The sequence below is a fragment of the Aquicoccus sp. genome (assembly GCF_041686535.1).
In the GTDB taxonomy this organism is placed as follows: domain Bacteria; phylum Pseudomonadota; class Alphaproteobacteria; order Rhodobacterales; family Rhodobacteraceae; genus Aquicoccus.
On sequence record NZ_JAWLDS010000006.1, the window covers coordinates 25,924 to 44,582 of the forward strand.

Here is an 18,659-nt window from a genome sequence, read left to right on the forward strand (position 1 = left end):
ACGACCTCCCTCGTGGCCCGATGTGGTGGGTGGCCTGCTCCTCCTTGGCCGCCCGCCGATTTTCAAATGCCCGTGCGAACACGCTTGCATGCGCGCACGACCTTGTCCAGACTCTTGTGAAACCACAGGGATCGGACAGATGAACCACCCCACTGCCAACCATCGCCGCACGGCGGGCTAACCCATGGCCGAAACCCGCCTTCTCACCGAACTGGGCCTTGGCACCTCGCTGCGTCGTCAGGACTACACCGAGGCCGCCCTGCGCGGCGTGCGCGATGCGCTCTGGCGCAACTCGATCAACCTCGCCGAGCTGTTCGGCGCCCCGCGCGAGGCGATGATCCTCGATGTGGAAATCGGCGTCGCCCGCCCCGAGGCCATCGATACCGACCGCATCGTCGCTGCCTTTCCCTATGGCGAACCCCGCGTGCGGGTGGTCAGGGGCGGGCTCGACGTGCCGCGCCCCGATGCGCCGCCCAATGTCATCGCCAATGTCGCGATCTCGGTCTCGCTCGATCTGGAGCGCACGACATGAGCCGCCGTTTCATCATCGAGATGGGCAGCGGCAGCGACCTGCACGGGCAGGACCACGGCAAGGCGGCGCTGCGCGCAGTGCAATCCGCCCTTCAGGGTGCCTCTCTCACCCTGATCGGTCTCGATCCCGGCTTGCGCGACGTGCTGCGGGTCAAGGTGACCTTAGGAGTCCAGAACCCCGACGCGGTGGATCGCGCCGCGATTGCCGCCTGCCTGCCCGTGGGACAGGTCGAAATCGAGGTTGTCGAGGGCGGGCTTGACGTGACCCCCCAACCGGGTGGCGAACCGATCGTGGTGGCCAGCGCGGCGATCGAGGCATTCCTGCCCGATACCCCCGGCGGATACAGGGCGGTCTGGACAACGCCGGTCTGAGTTGCTATAGACCGGCTTCCTGCTAATCCAGCAACTCAAATCTAGAAAGGTGGTGAAAACCACATGCAGGTAAGTGTTCGCGATAACAACGTCGATCAGGCGCTTCGCGCCCTGAAGAAGAAGTTGCAACGTGAAGGTGTCTTTCGCGAAATGAAGCTCAAGCAGCATTTCGAGAAACCCTCCGAGAAGAAAGCGCGCGAGAAGGCCGAGGCGATTCGCCGGGCCCGCAAACTCGCCCGCAAGAAAGCCCAGCGCGAAGGTCTGCTCTGAGCCGACCCCGTTCTGGGACGAAACGACGACCCCCGCGGCCCGGCCACGGGGGTTTTTCATTTCCGGGGGCCATTCGGCGCGATCATGGGCAAGCGGTAATCCGGCAGGCGGTCCTTGAGAAAGCTGTAGCCCGCGCGCGCCGCATCGATCTCCGCGCGCGTGAGCGTCACGATACGAAACGCCTCGTCATGCTCGGGGAACGCCACGGGTTGCGTTACCTCGTCCATCCATGGGCGACAGAACAGCGAATTTCCATAGCTCGCCCCGGCACGGTTGAGCGACAGGAAAAACACCTGGTTTTCAAGCGCCCGGGTGATCGCGAAGGGGTGCCATGTGTGAAAGCTCTCGTCGCGGAAATAGGCACCACAATGCAGGATCGCATCAACCCCGTGTTCGGTGACAAGCGCCCGCGACAATTCGGGGATGCGGATGTCGTAACAGATGATCGGCGCAAGCCGGAATCCCTTGACCTCAAAAGTGAACACGTGGTCGCCGCGCCGGAAATATTCCTTTTCCATCGACGCGCCATATTGCGCGAGATGTATCTTGTCGTAGTACCCCATCAATTGCCCGTCCGGCCCCACGACCGCGGTGCAGATGAAGGGCCCGCCCGCGTCCGCCCGCGCGAAACCAAACGCGACATGCACCCCATGTGCCATGGCCACACGACGCCATGCCTGAAACGACGGGCCGTCCAGCGGCTCGGCCAACGCGTCGAGTCGGGCAAAGGTGGCGCGGGAATAGTCGATGCTCGACAATTCCGGCAGCACGACAAGTTCGGCCTCCTGCCGGTCAAGCTGCGCCTCGATCTTTGCCACCGTGGCGGCGAGATGCGCGTCACGCTCGGCGGCGCTGGTCATCTCCGGCACCGTGATCTGGCAGGCCATCAGGCGCAGTGTCTCGTCATCTTGCATGAATGCCCCCCTCGTTTTCCGACCGACGAATGCAACCGTGTTACGCGACGCCGCCACGGCGGCCAAGCGCCTCGTGCGCAAGCGCACAGGCCGGACGCACCGTCGCCCCTTTCATCCCGGCCCATCCCGTGTCTAACTCTGCGCAAAGCGCAACAAGGAGTCCCGCATGACTGACAGCTACAGCCCTCCGAAGGTCTGGACACCGGACACCGAATCCGGTGGCCGCTTTGCCTCGATCAACCGACCTGTCTCGGGCGCCACCCATGAGAAGGACCTTCCCGTGGGCAAGCACCCGCATCAACTTTATTCGCTGGCCACTCCAAACGGGGTCAAGGTCACCGTCCTGTTCGAGGAATTGCTGGAGCTGGGCATCAAGGAGGCCGAATACGACGCCTGGCTGATCCGCATCATGGAGGGTGAACAGTTTTCTTCGGGCTTCGTCGCGGTCAATCCCAATTCCAAGATCCCGGCGCTGATGGATCATTCGACCGAAACACCGACGCGCGTGTTCGAATCCGGCGCGATCCTGCTCTATCTGGCCGAGAAGTTCGACCGCTTCCTCGGCTCCGACCGTCCGGAAATGCTCTCGTGGCTGTTCTGGCAGATGGGCAGCGCGCCCTATCTGGGAGGGGGGTTCGGCCATTTCTATGCCTATGCCCCCGAGAAATGGGAATACCCGATCAACCGGTTCACGATGGAGGTGAAGCGCCAGCTTGACGTGCTCGACAAGCGGCTCGCTGACAATCGCTTCCTGACCGGCGACGACTACACCATCGCCGACATAGCCAACTGGGCCTGGTATGGCCAACTTGCGCTTGGGAGACTTTACGAGGCAGGCGAATTTCTCGACGTCCAAAGCTATGCCCATGTCCAGCGCTGGGCCGGGGAAATCGACGCCCGCCCCGCCGTCAGCCGCGGACGCATGGTCAACCGGACCTTCGGCGAGGCGAAATTCCAGCTACGCGAACGCCATGACGCGGACGATTTCGAAACCCGCACGTGGGACAAGATCGGCGACAACGTGGATTAAGAGGGGGCGATTGCCCCCCGGTCGATCCTGTGCGCATCCTGGGGGCAAGGCGCCGAAATGCGCCGATACCGCGTTCAGGGGATGGGATTGATGACAGGTCTGATGACGTTCGACGAATTGAACAGGGAAGCCATGGCCGGCGCCATCGACACGGTGCTTGTCTGCCTGGTGGACATGCAGGGCCGCCTGATGGGCAAGCGCTTTCACGTCTCGCATTTCCTCGAAAGCGGCCATGTCGAGACCCATTGCTGCAATTACCTGCTGGCCACCGATCTGGAAATGGCCACGCCGGACGGTTTTGCCGCGACAAGCTGGGCCTCGGGCTATGGCGATTACGTGATGAAACCCGACCTTTCGACCCTGCGCCGCATCCCGTGGCTCGACGGCACGGCCATGGTGATCTGCGACCTGATCGACCATCACAGCCACGAACCCGTGCCGCATTCCCCCCGCCAGATCCTCAAGGCGCAGGTCGCCCGCGCCGAGGCGATGGGGTTCACGCCCCAGATGGCCACCGAGCTTGAATTCTTTCTCTTCGAACAAGGCTTCGACGCGATCCGCCGCGGCGGATTTCGCGATCTCACCCCGATCAGCGGCTATAACGAGGATTACAACATCCTCCAGACCACCCGCGAAGAGCACGTCATGCGCCCGATCCGCAATCACCTGGTGGCGGCGAGCGTGCCGGTGGAGAATTCCAAGGGCGAGGCCGAAACCGGGCAGGAGGAGCTCAACATCCGCTATGCCGACGCGCTCCTGACCGCCGATCACCACACCATCGCCAAGCAGGCGGTCAAGGAAATCGCCGACCAGATTGGCCATGCGGCCAGCTTCATGGCGAAATGGCACCATGCCAAGGTCGGCAGCGCCGCGCATATCCACCAATCCCTGTTCCGCGAGGGCAAGAACGCCTTTCACGACGCGACGCGCGATCACGGAATGTCTGAAACGATGGCGGCCTATGTCGCGGGGCTTTTGAAATACTCGGCCGAGGGCACCTTCTTCCTCGCCCCCTATATCAACAGCTACAAACGCTTTGTCCCCGGCACCTTTGCACCGACGAAAATCGCCTGGTCGATCGACAACCGCACCGCCGGTTATCGCCTCGTCGGCGAGGGCACCCGGGGCGTGCGGATCGAATGCCGCATTCCCGGCTCCGACATCAACCCCTATCTCGCCTGCGCGGCACAACTCGCCGCCGGGCTTTCGGGCATCGAAGAGGGGCTGAGCCTTGCGCCGCCCGTTTCGGGCGATGTCTATGGCATGGATGACGTGCCCGAAATTCCCTGCACCCTGCGCGCCGCCACCGAGGCGCTGCGCAATTCGGCCATGCTGCGCCGCACGATGGGCGACTGGGTGGTCGATCACTACACCCGCGCCGCCGAGGTCGAGCAGGAGACATTCGACGCCGTTGTGACTGACTGGGAAATCATGCGCGGGTTCGAACGCGCCTGATACCACCCACCCCTATCGTCTGAAAAAGGTCTGACCCCATGAACCTCACCGGCAACTGGTCCTATCCCACCACCATCCGCTTCGGCGCGGGGCGCATCCGCGAAATCGGCTTGGCCTGCGAGACGGCAGGCATTCGCAGGCCGCTGCTCGTCACCGACCGTGGCCTTGCCACGATGGAGATCACCGCCCGCACCCTAGACCTGATGGACGAGGCCGGGCTGGGCCGCGACTGTTTCGCCGAAGTCGATCCCAACCCCAACGGTGCCAATCTCGACGCCGGGCTGGCCATGCTGCGCGATGGCGATTTCGACGGCGTGATCGCCTTTGGCGGCGGCTCGGGGCTCGATCTGGGCAAGGTCCTGGCCTTCATGGCCGGTCAGACCCGCCCGGTCTGGGATTTCGAGGATATCGGCGACTGGTGGACCCGCGCCGACCCCACAGGCATCCTGCCAATCGTCGCCGTGCCGACCACCGCCGGCACCGGCTCCGAGGTGGGGCGCGCGGGCGTGCTCACCAATGCCGACACCCACGAGAAAAAGATCATCTTCCACCCCGACATGCTCCCTGCCGTGGTCATCGCCGACCCGGAACTGACCGTGGGCATGCCCAGGCACATCACCGCGGGCACCGGGCTCGACGCCTTTGCCCATTGCGTCGAGGCATTTTCCAGCCCGCACTACCACCCGATGAGCCAGGGCATCGCGCTCGAAGGGATGCGGCTGGTCAAGGAGAACCTGCCCCGCGCCTATGCCGACGGCAGCGACATCGAGGCCCGCGCCCACATGATGAGCGCCGCCGCCATGGGCGCCACCGCCTTTCAGAAGGGGCTGGGCGCGATCCACGCGATCAGCCACCCGGTCGGCGCGATCTGGGGCACGCATCACGGCACCACCAACGCCGTCTGCATGCCCGAGGTGCTGAAATTCAACGCCCCCGCAATCCGCGACCGGTTCGACACCGCCGCCGCCTACCTGGGCATTTCTGGCGGGTTCGACGGGTTCCGTGCCTTTGTCGATACTTTCAACGCCGGGTTCGCCATTCCGCAGAAGCTCTCGGCGCTGGGTGTCTCGGGCGCCGAGCCCGACGCGCTCACCCGCGCGGCGCTGAACGATCCCAGCACCGGTGGGAACCCGATCGAGATGACCTATGACAATACCCGGCCCCTGATCGAGGCGCTGCTCTGAGCCTGCGGCCTCACCCTGTCAGAATCATCTGCGCGGCCTTTTCCGCGATCATGATCGTGGGCGCATTGGTGTTGCCGCTGGTGATCCGTGGCATCACGCTCGCATCCACCACCCGCAAGCCCCCGAGCCCCCGGAACCGCAATTCCGCATCCAGCGGTGCCGTCTCATCCGCACCCATGCGCACGGTGCAGGTGGGGTGAAAGATCGTCGTGCCCACATCGCCCGCCGCCCGGGCCACGTCGTCGTCGGATTGAAAAGCCGGTCCGGGCTTGATCTCTTCGGGCTGATACTGCGCCATCGCCGCCTGATCCATGATCTCGCGCGCCTGCCGGATCGCCGCCACGGCCACCGCCCGGTCGCCCTCGGTCGAAAGGTAATAGGGCGCAATCCGCGGTGCGGCCTTGGAGTCGGGCGATGCGATCTCGACAACGCCCCGGCTTTCGGGCCGCAGGTTGCACACGCTCGCGGTGATCGCCGGGAAATCATGCAGCGGCTGCCCGAATGCCTCCAATGAGAGGGGCTGCACGTGATATTCCAGGTCCGCCGTCTCGACACGCTCGGATGAGCGCGAAAACGCACCAAGCTGGCTCGGCGCCATCGACATCGGCCCCGACCGCTTGAGCGCATATTCCAGCCCGATCTTGGCCTTGCCCCAAAGCGACCCCGCCAGCGTGTTGAGCGTTGTCGCCCCGTTCAGCCGCCAGGCGCAGCGCAATTGCAGGTGATCCTGCAAGTTCGCGCCCACCTGTGGCTGGTCCAGCGCCACCTCGATCCCGTAGCGCTGCAACAGCGCCCCCGGCCCAACCCCCGAAAGCTGCAAAATCTGCGGGCTGCCGATCGCACCCGCCGACAGAACCACCTCGCCACCGCAGCGCACCTGTTTCACCGTGCCGCCCTGCTCGTATTCCACGCCCACGACGCGCCCGCCCTCGATCAACAGGCGTCGCACATGCGCCTGCGTCTCGACCTTGAGGCCCTGACCCGTCGCCGTGCGCAGGAACGCCTTGGCCGTGTTCATCCGCCAGCCGCCGCGCTGGTTGACGCGGAAATAGCCCACGCCCTCGTTGTCGCCGGTGTTGAAATCGCGCGTCGCGGGCAGACCCCATTGCTGTGCCGCCGCCATCCAGTCGTCCAGCACCTCCCAGTGCAGGCGCTGGTCCTCGACCCGCCATTCGCCGCCCGCACCGTGCATCTCGGACTCGCCCTCGACATAATCCTCGGACTTTTTGAACAACGGCAGCACGTCATCCCAGCCCCAGCCGGTGAGTCCCATCTGCCGCCAGCCGTCGTAATCGGCGGCCTGCCCGCGTAGATACAACATCCCGTTGATCGAACTGCACCCGCCCAGAACCTTGCCCCGCGGATAGATCAGCGACCGGCCATTCAGCCCCGCCTCCTCCTCGGTGCGAAACATCCAGTCGGTGCGCGGGTTGCCGATGCAGTAAAGGTACCCGATGGGGATATGCACCCAATGGTAATTGTCGCTGCCCCCGGCTTCGAGCAGCAGCACCCGCCGCCCGGCATCGGCCAGCCGCTTGGCCACCACGCAGCCCGCGCTGCCCGCACCCACGATGATATGATCCCAATCCATCCCAGCCTCTTCGCACATCTTTCGGGCCGTCACGCCCGCGCCGAGACTGCACCGTGAGGACCGCGGTTACAACGTCACCATGCACCCCCGGGGCAGATCGTCCTTTCAAGGGATTGATCCCCCGAACGCAGGGTCTCGCAGGCGGCCCACGCCGTCGCGTCGAACATCACACCGGCAATGCGGTGGTGCGGAACACCGTGCGCAGCGCGAAACTCGATTGCATCTGCGCCACGCCCGGCAGGCGCGACAGGTGCTGTCGGTGGATGCGCGCGAAATCGTCGGTGTTCTCGGCCACCACCTTGAGGATGTAATCGGCCGTCCCGGCCATCAGGTGACATTCCAGCACATCCGGTATCCGCGCCACCGCCTTCTCAAAGGCATCGAGAACCTCGTCGGCCTGTCCCTGGAGCGTGATCTCGACGAAAACCGTCGTCGGCAACCCGATCTTGCGCGGGTCGAGCAGCGCGACATAATCGCGGATGAATCCCTCGCTCTCCAATCTCTGCACCCGCCTGTGGCAGGCGCTGGGCGACAGGTTAACCGCCTCGCTCAGATCGGCATTGGACATCCGCCCCTTACGTTGCAACACGTTCAGGAGACGGCGATCAATTGCATCGAGCGACATCTGCGCAAACTCCTTCGAATATTAAATGATTATATCGAAGATTCTGCGGTTTCGTCCAGTGGCGCAGCGTCAGATTCCAAGCACATTGCGCCCGAAATGCGACATTCTGACCGGCAAGAGGATCGGGAAGGAGAGCCCAATGAAGATCGGATGCCCGAGGGAAATCAAGCCACAGGAGTTCCGTGTCGGCATGACCCCTGTCGCCGCGCAGGAGGCAGTGGCCCACGGCCACGAGGTCATCATCGAGACAGGCGCCGGGCTGGGCGCGGGCTTCGACGACGCCGCCTACAAGGCCGCCGGCGCGACGATCATCGACACCGCCGAGGAGGTCTTTGCCAGCGCCGACATGATCGTCAAGGTCAAGGAACCGCAAGCACCCGAGCGCAAGATGCTGCGCGAGGGGCAGGTGCTTTTCACCTATCTGCACCTTGCGCCGGACCCGGAACAGACCCACGACCTGCTCGAGTCGGGTTGCACCGCGATCGCCTATGAAACCGTTACCGACGACCGGGGCGGCTTGCCCCTGTTGGCGCCGATGTCCGAGGTTGCCGGCAAGCTTGCCCCGCAGGTGGGTGCATGGACGCTGCAAAAGGCCAACGGCGGGCGCGGCGTGCTGATGGGTGGCGTGCCCGGCGTCGGCCCGGCCAAGGTCGTGGTGATCGGCGGCGGCGTCGTCGGCACCCATGCGGCGCGCGTCGCGGCGGGGATGGGCGCGGATGTGACCGTGCTCGACATGTCACTCACCCGGCTGCGCTATCTCGATGACGCGTTCCGTGGCGAGTTCAAGACCGGCTACGCCTCGAAGGGCCACACCGCCGAACTGGTCGTCGAGGCCGACATGGTGGTGGGCGCAGTACTCATCCCCGGCGCGGCGGCGCCCAAGCTGATCACCCGCGACCAGCTTTCGACGATGAAAGCGGGCGCGGCGCTCGTCGATGTCGCGATCGACCAGGGCGGCTGTTTCGAGACCTCGCGCGCGACCACCCATGCCGATCCGATCTATGAGGTCGATGGAATCATGCATTACTGCGTCGCCAACATGCCGGGCGCGGTGGCGCGCACCTCGACCATTGCGCTGGGCAATGCGACCATGCCGTTCATGCTGGCGCTGGCCGACAAGGGCTGGAAACAGGCCTGCACCGATGATCCGCACCTTTTGAACGGGCTCAATGTCCATGCCGGGCAACTCACCTACTACGCGGTGGGCAAGGCCCTGGGGCTCGACGTGGTCTCGCCGCAACTGGTGATCAAATAGGCTCTCCTCCGACGGCCCTCCCCGGGGCCACGGTCGGCTGGCGCGGCGCATCCCGGAACGGGACGCCGCGCCTTTTTTTTGCATCGTGTCGCGGCCCGGCTTCCCGATTGCCCCCATGCTTTGCGCAACGGCAAGCAGGTGCAAGGTTGCAGGTGCGACAAACTTGTCTATCCTGTGCGGCATGAACGGGCTATCGCCCGGAAAAGAACAGGGAGCTTGACATGAAAACGACTGCATTCCTTGCTGCTGCGCTGCTTGCCGGAACGGCGATCGGCGCATCGGCCGAAACTCTGCGCTGGGCGCGGGCGGGCGATTCGCTCACCCTCGATCCACATGCACAGAACGAAGGCCCCACACACACGCTGTCCCACCAGATGTATGAGCCGCTCATCATCCGCGACATGACCGGCGAATTCGAGCCCGCGCTCGCCACCGACTGGGCGCCGAGCGAGGATGATCCCAACGTCTGGGTGTTCAACCTGCGCCAGGGCGTGACATTCCACGACGGGGCCGATTTCACCGCCGAAGACGTGGTGTTCTCGATCAACCGGGCAAAGTCCGACAATTCGAACATGAAAGAGCTGTTGAGCTCGATCGTCGAAGTGCGTGCCGTGGATGACCACACCGTCGAATTCGTCACCGACGGGCCGAACCCGATCCTGCCGTCGAACCTGACCAACCTCTTCATGATGGACAAGGACTGGGCCGAGGCGAATGATTCGGTCGATGTTCAACAGGTCGAAGCGGGCGAGAAAACCTTCGCTTCGAGCAACAGCAACGGCACAGGTCCCTACAAGCTGGTCAGCCGCGAAGCGGATGTGAAGACCGTCCTCACCCTCAACGAGGACTATTGGGGCCGTGACGAATTCCCGCTCGACGTGACCGAGATCGTCTATTCCCCGATCCAGAACGCCGCGACGCGCGTCGCGGCGCTCCTCTCGGGCGAAGTCGATTTCATCCAGGACGTGCCGGTTCAGGACATCAATCGCGTGGCAGAGACCGACGGCCTCGTGGTCAAGACGGCCCCGCAGAACCGCACCATCTTCTTCGGCATGAACATGGGCGCCGACGACATCGAGAATGACAATGTCGAGGGCGAGAACCCGCTGGCCGATGCGCGCGTGCGCCGCGCGATGAACCTCGCGATCAACCGCGACGCCATCAAGCAGGTGGTCATGCGCGGGCAATCGGAACCCGCCGGCATCATCGCCCCGCCCTTCGTCAACGGCTGGACCGAGGAGATGGACCAGACCTCGACCGATATCGAGGCCGGCAAGGCACTGATGGAAGAGGCCGGTTATGGCGACGGGTTCTCGATCCAGCTCGATTGCCCGAATGACCGCTACGTCAATGACGAGGCGATCTGTCAGTCGGTGGTCGGAATGCTGGCGCAGATCGGGGTGAACGTGAATCTCGACGCCAAGCCCAAGGCGCAGCACTTCCCGCTGATCACCAATGGCGAGACCGATTTCTACATGCTGGGCTGGGGTGTTCCGACCTACGATTCGGAATACATCTTCAACTTCCTCGTCCACACCCGTGGCAGCGACCGCGGCAGCTGGAACGGAACCGGTTACTCCAACTCCGAGATCGACGAGAAGATCGTCAGCCTGGCGTCGGAAACCGATCTGGACAAGCGCGACGCGACCATCCAGGAGATCTGGGACGAGGTGCAGGAGCAGACCCTCTATCTGCCGATCCACCACCAGGTTCTCAACTGGGGCATGAGCGAAAAGGTCGGCACCGAGGTCAGCCCCGAGGATGACCCCAAGTTCAAGTTCTTCACGATGAACTGAGCCAAACCGGGCGGGCCATCAAGTGCCCGCACCACCGACCGCGCCCGCCCCTTTGCGGGCGCGGTTGCGCATTGAACGGAGCCTTCGATGCTTGCCTATATCATTCGACGCGTGTTTCAGTCGGCGCTTGTCCTGCTCGTGGTCGGGCTGGTCGCGTTTTCCATGTTCAGCTTTGTCGGCGACCCTATCGACAACATGCTGGGCCAGGAACGCACCCAGGCCGATGTCGAGCGCCTGCGCCAGACACTGGGCCTCGACAAGCCCTTCGTGGTGCAGTATTGGCGCTTTCTCGAACAGGCCGCACAGGGCAATTTTGGCCAGAGTTACCGACAGGGCCGCCCGGTGGCCGAGATCTTTCTCGAACGACTCCCCGCAACGCTGGAACTGGCCTTCATTTCGGGGCTGATGGCACTGATCGGGGGGATCTCGCTGGGGATTTTTACCGCGATCAGACGGCGCGGGACCGCCGCAAACCTGATCATGACCGCCTCGCTCATCGGGGTCTCCCTGCCCACGTTCCTGATCGGTATCCTGCTGATCTATCTCTTCTCGGTCGAACTGGGCTGGCTCCCCAGTTTCGGGCGCGGCGAGGTCACGCGCGTCGGAGACTGGACCACCGGGTTTCTCACCACGAGCGGGATCAAGGCACTGATCCTGCCATCGATCACGCTGGGGCTTTACCAGATGACGCTGATCATGCGGCTGGTGCGCACCGAGATGCTCGAAGTGCTGCGGATGGACTACATCCGCTTTGCCCGTGCCCGCGGCATCCGTGAGAAATCGGTGAATTTCCACCACGCGCTCAAGAACACGCTGGTGCCGGTGATCACCATCACGGGCCTCCAACTCGGCAGCATCATCGCCTTCGCGATCATCACGGAAACCGTGTTCCAATGGCCCGGTGTGGGTCTGCTCTTCATCAACGCGGTCCAGTTCGTGGATATCCCCGTCATGGCCGCCTACCTGATGATGATCTCGGTGATGTTCGTGGGCATCAACCTGATCGTCGACATGCTCTATTTCGCGATCGACCCGCGCCTGCGCGTCGACCGCGCGGCAGGAGGGCACTGACATGACCGACACTCCCATTCCCCCCGCCCCGCCCTCGCGCCTGCGCCGCACATGGGATAGCGATCTTTTCTGGTCCTTCCGCAATGCCCCGGTGGCGATGGCGTCGTCTTTCGTCGTCATAGTGCTGATTCTCGGTGCGGTGCTGGCGCCGCTGATTGCGCCGCACGACCCGTTCAGCCCGGGCACGCTCAACCTGATGAACGGCTTTACCCCACCCGGCCAGGCCAATGCCATGACCGGCGACATGTTCCTGCTGGGCACCGACGACCAGGGGCGCGACGTGTTCTCGACCATCCTCTACGGGATGCGCATATCGCTCTTCGTGGGTTTCTCGGCGGTTCTGCTGGCCATGGTGCTCGGTGTCACGCTGGGCCTACTGGCGGGCTATGTCGGCGGCTGGACCGAGACCATCATCATGCGCGTCGCAGATGTGCAACTGACCTTTCCGGCGATCCTCGTCGCGATGCTCATCTTTGGAATCGCCAAGGGCATCACCCCGCCCGAATACCGCGACGAGATGGCGATCTGGGTGCTGATCCTCGCCATCGGCCTGTCGGACTGGGTGCAGTTCGCCCGGGTGGTGCGCGGCGCGACCCTGGTCGAGAAGAACAAGGAATACATCCAGGCCGCGCGGCTCATCGGGCGCACGCCGTTCTCGATCATGCTGCGCCATATCCTGCCCAACGTGCTCAACCCGGTGCTGGTCATTGCCACCATCAGCCTGGCGCTCGCGATCATCGCCGAGGCCACGCTTTCCTTCCTCGGCGTGGGGGCGCCGCCGACCAAGCCGTCGCTCGGCACGCTCATCCGCATCGGGCAGGAATTCATGTTCTCCGGTGAATGGTGGATCCTGATCTTTCCTGCCGCCACCCTTCTGGCGCTGGCGCTCTCGATCAACCTGCTGGGCGATTGGCTCCGCGATGCCCTGAACCCGAGGCTCAGATGACCGACACACCCGTTCTTTCCGTTCGCAATCTCGTCGTCGAGATTCCCACCCGCCATGGCCTCCTGCGCCCGGTGGACGATGTCAGCTATGACATCGAGGCCGGCGAAATCCTTGGCGTCGTGGGTGAATCCGGCGCCGGCAAATCCATGACCGGCAACGCGGTGATCGGCCTTCTCGACCCGCCCGCACGGATCACCTCGGGCGAGATCCTGCTTTCGGGACAGCCGATCCACAATCTCGGGCGCTCTGCGCTGCGTCGTCTGCGCGGCAAGAAGATGGGCATGATCTTCCAGGATCCGCTGACCTCGCTCAACCCGCTGCTGACCGTGGGCGAACAGTTGAGCGAAACCATTCGTGAACATCTCGACGTGAGCCGGGACCAGGCGCGCAAGCGCGCCGTCGCCGCGCTGGAAGAGGTCGGCATCCCCGCCGCAAGCGCGCGGATCAATAGCTATCCGCACGAGTTCTCGGGAGGGATGCGGCAGCGCGTGGTGATCGCGCTGGCGCTTTGTGCCGAACCCGATCTCGTCATCGCCGACGAACCCACCACCGCGCTCGACGTGTCGGTCCAGGCCCAGATCATGGCCCTGCTCAAGCGGCTTTGCCGCGAACGCGGCGTGGCGGTGATGCTCGTCACCCATGACATGGGCGTGATCGCCGAGGCCGCCGACCGCGTGGCGGTGATGTATGCCGGGCGGCTGGCCGAACTGGGCGGGGTGCGCGAGGTGCTGACCAATGCGCGCCACCCCTATACCGACGGGCTCATGGCTTCGACGCCGCTGGCCAGTGCGGGCCTCAAGCGCCTGCGCCAGATCCCCGGCGCGATGCCGCGCCTCGGCGCATTGCCCACCGGCTGTGCGTTCCATCCGCGCTGCGAATATGCCCAGGACCGGTGCCGCCAGGACCCCGGGCCGACGATTGCCAGCTGCGACGGGCACGCCGCCTGCTGGTTCCCGCTCGCCACCGACAGGAAAGAGGAAGCCCAGGCATGAGCGCGATCATCAAGGTCGAACATCTCACCCGCGTTTTCGACGTCTCGAAACCCTGGCTGAACCGGGTGATCGAACGTCTGCCCCGCGCCCTTCTGACCGCCGTGTCGGATGTCAGCTTCGAGATTGAGGAAAACAGCGTCTATGCACTCGTCGGCGAAAGCGGCTCGGGCAAATCCACCATCGGCAAGATCATGGTCGGCCTCGTCGCGCCCACCGAAGGCAGCGTGCAGATATCCGGTGTCGATCTGGCCAGCGAAACCGATGCGGCCAAGATCGAGGCGGTGCGCAGCGAAATCCAGATGATATTCCAGGATCCGTTTGCCTCGCTCAACCCGCGCTGGCGGGTGCGCGACGTGATCGCCGAGCCGGTCGCGGCCAAGGGCGGTGATACCACCGGGCTGGCCGAGAAGCTGCTCGAACAGGTGGGGCTTTCGGCGGCGGATGCGGGCAAGTATCCGCATGAGTTCTCCGGCGGTCAGCGACAGCGGATCTGCATCGCCCGGGCGCTGGCCTCGAACCCGCGGATCATCGTCTGCGACGAACCCACATCGGCGCTCGACGTGTCGGTCCAGGCGCAGGTTCTCAACCTGATGTCCGACCTGCGCGAGGAACTGGGCCTGACCTATCTCTTCATCAGCCATGACCTCACCGTGGTGCAGCACATGGCCGACCGGATCGGCGTGCTCTACCTTGGCCGCCTGGTCGAAGAGGCCCCCCGCGACGTGCTGTTCAACGATCCCAAGCACCCCTACACGCAGATGCTCTTTGCCGCCGCGCCCAAGATGGACGGGTTCGGCCGCGAGATCGAGGCCCCCAAGGGCGAGATCCCCGACGCGATCAACCCGCCCACGGGCTGCGCCTTTCATCCGCGCTGCCCGCTGGCCGTCGAGCGGTGCAGTCGCGAACGCCCCGAGATGCGCAATATCGGCGAGACCCGCGTCGCCTGTCACATGGCCGAGTGATCCGCATGACGGTGCCCGCCCATCCGATTTTTCGCTGAAAGATCGTCTGCCGGCTCACGCCACCATCTGCTCGGCCTTCTTGAGGTCCACGCTCACCAGTTGGCTTACCCCCTGCTCCTGCATGGTGACACCAAAGAGCCGGTCCATCCGCGCCATCGTCACCGCGTGGTGCGTGATGATCAGGAACCGCGTGTCGGTCCGGCGGCACATCTCGTCAAGCATGTCGCAGAACCGCGTGACATTGGCATCATCGAGCGGTGCATCGACCTCATCGAGCACACAGATCGGCGCCGGGTTGGCCAGGAAAACGGCGAAGATCAGCGCCAGCGCGGTCAGCGTCTGCTCACCCCCCGACAAGAGCGACAGCGTGGCCAGCTTCTTGCCCGGTGGCTGGCACATGATTTCCAGTCCTGCTTCGAGCGGGTCGTCGCTTTCCACCAGCACCAGCTTGGCCTCGCCACCACTGAAGAGGTGCCGGAACAGCAGCGAGAAATTCTCGTTCACCTGCTCGAATGCCGTCAGAAGGCGTTCGCGTCCCTCGCGGTTGAGACTGGCGATCCCGTTGCGCAGGGTTCGGATCGCCTCCTCGAGGTCGGTCTTTTCCTTCACAAGCTCGTCATGCTCGGTCTGAACCTCGCGCGCATCCTCTTCGGCGCGCAGGTTGACCGCGCCAAGCGCATCCCGCTGGCGCTTGAGACGGCCCACATCCGCCTCGATCGCCTCTGACCCGGGCATTGCTTCGGGATCGGCCCCAAGGCTTTCAAGAAGCGTCGCGGGTGTGCACTCCTGTTCCTCCCCGATCCGGTCCTCGGCATGGGTCACCGTCTCGCGGGCCGCATCGGCGCGCGCCTCGGCCCGCGCCCGCGCCTCGCGCGCCTCGCTGGCCGTGCGTTCGGCCTCGCGCTCGCTTGTGACGGCAGCGCGCAACGCGGTTTCCGCCTCGGCCAGCGCATCGGCGGCCGCACGTTGGCGCGACTCGGCCTTTTCGATCTCGCCCGACAACTCCTCGCGCCGTGCGGCGATCTCGCCCGGTGCCGCCATCGCGTCCTGCAACTCGGCCTCGGATGCGGTCTTGCGCTCGCCCAGCTCGGCAATCCGCTTGCCGGCCGTCTCGAGCCGATGCCTCCAGCCGCTGATCTCCTTCGTGACCTCCTGCGCGCGCTTCAGCCGCGCCTCACCCTCGCGGCGCAGCTCGTCATGGGCCGACCGGCGCGACATCATCGTGATCCGCGCCGCCTCGACCGTCATCTTGACATCCTCGACCCGCCCCCGCGCAGCATCGAGATCGCCCAGGTCGGCCAGCCCCTTCTCGGCCTCGGCCAGTTGCGTCCGCGCCGACATCGCCTCTTCCTCGTGGCGCGACAGTGCCAGCCCCGCGGATTCGAGCCGCGACGCGGCGAGGCTGCGGTCGGCGTCGGCCCGGCTCAATGCCCGCGCGGCCTCGGTCAGCATCCGGTCGGCCGCACGCCGCGCCTCGCGGGCCTGGCTGTCAGCCTCGCTCAAATCCTTCAGGCGCGCCTGCAACATCTCATGCGCCGCGCGCGCCCCATCGGCCCTTGCCGTGGCCCTCTCCATCTGCTGCTTAAGCGCTTCGAGCCGGTTGAGCTGTTGCAGCCGCAGCGCTGCGGCGCTCGGCGCATCCTCGGCCCAGGCGCGATACCCGTCCCAGCGCCACAGGTCGCCCTCAAGGCTCACCAGCCGCTGACCGGGCCGCAACAGAGCCTGCAAACGCCCGCCCTCTTCCGCATCGACAAGGCCGATCTGGCTCATCCGGCGGGCCAGGACCTCGGGAACGCTGACATGGTTCGACAGCGCGTCCACCCCGTCTGGCAGGGGTTGGGCCGCGTCGTAGCCGGGCATCAGCGCCCAGCCCGACGGCCCGTCCTCGCCCACTTCCGGCGCGCGCAGGTCATCGGCCAGCGCCGCACCCAGCGCCTTTTCGAATCCCTGCTCGACCTGCAACCGGTCCATGATCTGTCCGCCCTCGGCGGTGTCGCGCTCGACCAGCTTGGCCAGCGCAGTCGCCTCGGCGCGCAACGCGTTGACCTCGCCCTCGGCTTCGCTGCGTTCGGCCCGTGCATCGGCCTCGCGCGATTGCGTCTCGGCCCGCGCCGACTCGGCCTCGGTCAGGGCCGCGTCGGCCTGTTCGGCCTGGTCCTGCGCCGCAGCCTCCGCCCGCTCGGCCTCGGTGTGATCGGCCTCGGCCCGGCTCAGCGCCGCCTCGGCGTCGCACGCCGCAGCCTTCGCCTTCTCGGCCTCGGCCTCGCTGCGGGCCAGCGTCTTGCGGCTGTCTTCAAGGAAGCGATTGGCCGATTGGTGCCGCGCCGCCAGCCGCGCCACATCCTCGGTCAGTTGCGCGAGATCGCCCTCGCGCGCCTGCAACACCTGCGCCGCCTCGCGCGCCGCCTCGGCGGCTTCTTCGAGGCGCGCATCATGCCCCTCCCCGGCCTTTTCAAGCTCGCGCGCCTCCCATTCCAGCCGCTCGATCGTCTCGCCCGCATCACGGTTCAGCCCCGCCTCGCGCTCCATGTCCGCGCTCAACTGCCCGATCCGCCGTTCCAGCGTCGCAATGGTCTCTTTCGCACGCGCCTCCTGATCGCCGAGCGCATCATGCTGCACCCGCAACCGCTGCAACACCGCCGCCGCGATCGCCTCTTCCTCGCGCAAAGGTGGCAGCGCCTCCTCGCGCTGCGCGCGCAGCTTGGCGGCATCACGCGCCGCCGCCTCGGCCCGGGCCGTCGCGTTGATCCGCTCGCGCAGTTCACCCTCGGCGGCCAAACGCGCCACTTCGGCCTCTTTCCAGCGCCGGTAAAGCAACATCCCTTCCGCCTGGCGCAGCTCCTCGCCGATCGCGCGGTAGCGCGCCGCCTGCTTTGTCTGCCGCGCCAACTGCTGCAACTGCTGCGCCAGCTGCTCGATAACGTCATCGACGCGGGTCAGGTTCGCCTCGGCGCCTTTCAGCTTCAATTCGGCCTCGTGGCGGCGCTGGTAGAGACCGGAAATCCCCGCCGCCTCTTCAAGGATACGCCGCCGCGCCTTGGGTTTTGCGTTGATGAGTTCGGCAATCTGCCCCTGCCGGACCAGAGCGGGCGAATGCGCCCCGGTCGAGGCATCGGCAAACAGCATCTGCACATCACGCGCCCGTACATCCTTGCCGTTGGTCTTGTAGGCGCTGCCCACGTCGCGGGTGATCCGCCGCACGATCTCCAGAACGTCGCTGTCGTTGAACCCTGCCGGGGCCAGCCGTTCACTGTTGTCGATCAGGATCGAAACTTCCGCGAAATTCCGCGCCGGCCGGGTCGCCGCCCCGGCAAAGATCACGTCTTCCATGCCACCGCCGCGCATCGCCGTCGGGCGGTTCTCGCCCATGACCCAGCGCAGCGCCTCGAGCAGGTTCGACTTGCCACAGCCGTTGGGCCCGACCACGCCGGTCAACCCGTCCGAGATGATCAGGTCGGTCGGATCGACGAAGCTCTTGAAGCCGGTCAGTCTGAGCTTGGAAAAACGCACGAACCCCTGCCTGCGGTCTGATTCCTCTATCCGGCCGATTGTGACGGCGTGACGACCATCGAGTCAACGCCAGCGCGTCACGATATAGGGGTCACGTCTGACTTATCCCCAATATATCGCCCCAACCGCAGCCTGCGCGCGCCGCGGGACGGTGG

16 protein-coding genes are annotated in these 18,659 nt (G+C 65.1%); 12 read left to right on the forward strand and 4 right to left on the reverse strand.

Annotation, left to right across the window (positions count from 1 at the left end; all coding sequences use genetic code 11):
• The first annotated feature begins 184 nt into the window (after positions 1-184).
• The 3 genes from ACESL9_RS02740 (at position 185) to rpsU (ending at position 1,173) form a co-directional block, all read left to right on the forward strand.
• Positions 185-532, forward strand: a complete 348-nt coding sequence (locus tag ACESL9_RS02740; RefSeq protein ID WP_372611734.1) for a Lin0512 family protein — start codon at positions 185-187, stop codon at positions 530-532.
• On the forward strand, positions 529-903 hold the full coding sequence (locus tag ACESL9_RS02745; RefSeq protein WP_372611732.1) for a Lin0512 family protein: 375 nt from the start codon (positions 529-531) through the stop codon (positions 901-903). The genes ACESL9_RS02740 and ACESL9_RS02745 overlap by 4 nt, the downstream gene beginning before the upstream one ends.
• A 63-nt stretch (positions 904-966) precedes the next feature.
• Entirely contained in the window at positions 967-1,173 is a 207-nt protein-coding gene (gene rpsU / locus ACESL9_RS02750; RefSeq protein WP_005614280.1) for a 30S ribosomal protein S21, read from the forward strand.
• Positions 1,174-1,229: 56 nt separating this feature from the next.
• On the opposite strand, the gene ACESL9_RS02755 is transcribed toward rpsU, so the two are convergent.
• A complete protein-coding gene (locus ACESL9_RS02755; protein WP_372611727.1) occupies positions 1,230-2,087 on the reverse strand; it encodes a carbon-nitrogen hydrolase family protein in 858 nt (285 codons plus the stop codon).
• Positions 2,088-2,253: 166 nt separating this feature from the next.
• On the opposite strand from ACESL9_RS02755, the gene yghU reads away from it, so the two are divergent.
• From yghU to ACESL9_RS02770, 3 genes are all read left to right on the forward strand, one after another.
• A complete protein-coding gene (gene yghU / locus ACESL9_RS02760; protein WP_372611725.1) occupies positions 2,254-3,117 on the forward strand; it encodes a glutathione-dependent disulfide-bond oxidoreductase in 864 nt (287 codons plus the stop codon).
• 90 nt (positions 3,118-3,207) lie between these two features.
• Positions 3,208-4,572: a glutamine synthetase family protein gene (locus ACESL9_RS02765; protein WP_372611723.1), complete on the forward strand. Its 1,365-nt coding sequence runs from the start codon at positions 3,208-3,210 to the stop codon at positions 4,570-4,572.
• Positions 4,573-4,610: 38 nt separating this feature from the next.
• A complete protein-coding gene (locus tag ACESL9_RS02770; protein ID WP_372611721.1) occupies positions 4,611-5,756 on the forward strand; it encodes an iron-containing alcohol dehydrogenase in 1,146 nt (381 codons plus the stop codon).
• A gap of 10 nt (positions 5,757-5,766) precedes the next feature.
• Here ACESL9_RS02770 and ACESL9_RS02775 read toward each other — a convergent pair whose 3' ends face one another.
• Positions 5,767-7,347: a GMC family oxidoreductase gene (locus ACESL9_RS02775; protein ID WP_372674478.1), complete on the reverse strand. Its 1,581-nt coding sequence runs from the start codon at positions 7,345-7,347 to the stop codon at positions 5,767-5,769.
• A gap of 166 nt (positions 7,348-7,513) precedes the next feature.
• Positions 7,514-7,972: an Lrp/AsnC family transcriptional regulator gene (locus tag ACESL9_RS02780; protein ID WP_372611717.1), complete on the reverse strand. Its 459-nt coding sequence runs from the start codon at positions 7,970-7,972 to the stop codon at positions 7,514-7,516.
• A gap of 139 nt (positions 7,973-8,111) precedes the next feature.
• On the opposite strand from ACESL9_RS02780, the gene ald reads away from it, so the two are divergent.
• The 6 genes from ald to ACESL9_RS02810 all read left to right on the forward strand — a co-directional run bounded on the left by ald (position 8,112) and on the right by ACESL9_RS02810 (position 14,994).
• Positions 8,112-9,227 carry an alanine dehydrogenase gene (ald, locus tag ACESL9_RS02785; RefSeq protein WP_372611715.1) on the forward strand — a complete coding sequence of 372 codons (1,116 nt, stop codon included), beginning with the start codon at positions 8,112-8,114 and terminating at the stop codon, positions 9,225-9,227.
• A gap of 221 nt (positions 9,228-9,448) precedes the next feature.
• Complete coding sequence (locus ACESL9_RS02790) at positions 9,449-11,023, forward strand: ABC transporter substrate-binding protein (RefSeq protein ID WP_372611713.1); 1,575 nt, start codon at positions 9,449-9,451, stop codon at positions 11,021-11,023.
• 87 nt (positions 11,024-11,110) lie between these two features.
• Positions 11,111-12,094, forward strand: a complete 984-nt coding sequence (locus tag ACESL9_RS02795) for an ABC transporter permease (protein WP_372611711.1) — start codon at positions 11,111-11,113, stop codon at positions 12,092-12,094.
• 1 nt (position 12,095) lies between these two features.
• A complete protein-coding gene (locus tag ACESL9_RS02800) occupies positions 12,096-13,040 on the forward strand; it encodes an ABC transporter permease (RefSeq protein WP_372611709.1) in 945 nt (314 codons plus the stop codon).
• The gene (locus ACESL9_RS02805) at positions 13,037-14,032 is read left to right on the forward strand and encodes an ABC transporter ATP-binding protein (RefSeq protein WP_372611707.1); all 996 of its coding nucleotides are present in this window, start codon (positions 13,037-13,039) and stop codon (positions 14,030-14,032) included. The genes ACESL9_RS02800 and ACESL9_RS02805 overlap by 4 nt, the downstream gene beginning before the upstream one ends.
• Positions 14,029-14,994 (forward strand): ABC transporter ATP-binding protein, encoded by a 966-nt coding sequence (locus ACESL9_RS02810; RefSeq protein WP_372611705.1) that lies wholly within the window; start codon positions 14,029-14,031, stop codon positions 14,992-14,994. Before ACESL9_RS02805 ends, ACESL9_RS02810 begins: the two co-directional genes overlap by 4 nt.
• Positions 14,995-15,048: 54 nt before the next feature.
• Here ACESL9_RS02810 and ACESL9_RS02815 read toward each other — a convergent pair whose 3' ends face one another.
• Entirely contained in the window at positions 15,049-18,504 is a 3,456-nt protein-coding gene (locus ACESL9_RS02815) for a chromosome segregation SMC family protein (RefSeq protein ID WP_372611704.1), read from the reverse strand.
• Between the last annotated feature and the right edge of the window lie 155 nt (positions 18,505-18,659).

What these genes read in the sequence shown, in the direction of transcription:
- ACESL9_RS02810 (WP_372611705.1), top strand. Translation starts at nt 14,029, where the DNA reads ATGAGCGCGATCATCAAGGTCGAACATCTCACCCGCGTTTTCGACGTC.
- ACESL9_RS02775 (WP_372674478.1), bottom strand. Translation starts at nt 7,347, where the DNA reads ATGGATTGGGATCATATCATCGTGGGTGCGGGCAGCGCGGGCTGCGTG.
- ACESL9_RS02780 (WP_372611717.1), bottom strand. Translation starts at nt 7,972, where the DNA reads ATGTCGCTCGATGCAATTGATCGCCGTCTCCTGAACGTGTTGCAACGT.
- ACESL9_RS02770 (WP_372611721.1), top strand. Translation starts at nt 4,611, where the DNA reads ATGAACCTCACCGGCAACTGGTCCTATCCCACCACCATCCGCTTCGGC.
- rpsU (WP_005614280.1), top strand. Translation starts at nt 967, where the DNA reads ATGCAGGTAAGTGTTCGCGATAACAACGTCGATCAGGCGCTTCGCGCC.
- ACESL9_RS02805 (WP_372611707.1), top strand. Translation starts at nt 13,037, where the DNA reads ATGACCGACACACCCGTTCTTTCCGTTCGCAATCTCGTCGTCGAGATT.
- ACESL9_RS02765 (WP_372611723.1), top strand. Translation starts at nt 3,208, where the DNA reads ATGACAGGTCTGATGACGTTCGACGAATTGAACAGGGAAGCCATGGCC.
- ACESL9_RS02800 (WP_372611709.1), top strand. Translation starts at nt 12,096, where the DNA reads ATGACCGACACTCCCATTCCCCCCGCCCCGCCCTCGCGCCTGCGCCGC.
- ACESL9_RS02795 (WP_372611711.1), top strand. Translation starts at nt 11,111, where the DNA reads ATGCTTGCCTATATCATTCGACGCGTGTTTCAGTCGGCGCTTGTCCTG.
- ACESL9_RS02740 (WP_372611734.1), top strand. Translation starts at nt 185, where the DNA reads ATGGCCGAAACCCGCCTTCTCACCGAACTGGGCCTTGGCACCTCGCTG.
- yghU (WP_372611725.1), top strand. Translation starts at nt 2,254, where the DNA reads ATGACTGACAGCTACAGCCCTCCGAAGGTCTGGACACCGGACACCGAA.
- ACESL9_RS02790 (WP_372611713.1), top strand. Translation starts at nt 9,449, where the DNA reads ATGAAAACGACTGCATTCCTTGCTGCTGCGCTGCTTGCCGGAACGGCG.
- ACESL9_RS02745 (WP_372611732.1), top strand. Translation starts at nt 529, where the DNA reads ATGAGCCGCCGTTTCATCATCGAGATGGGCAGCGGCAGCGACCTGCAC.
- ald (WP_372611715.1), top strand. Translation starts at nt 8,112, where the DNA reads ATGAAGATCGGATGCCCGAGGGAAATCAAGCCACAGGAGTTCCGTGTC.
- ACESL9_RS02755 (WP_372611727.1), bottom strand. Translation starts at nt 2,087, where the DNA reads ATGCAAGATGACGAGACACTGCGCCTGATGGCCTGCCAGATCACGGTG.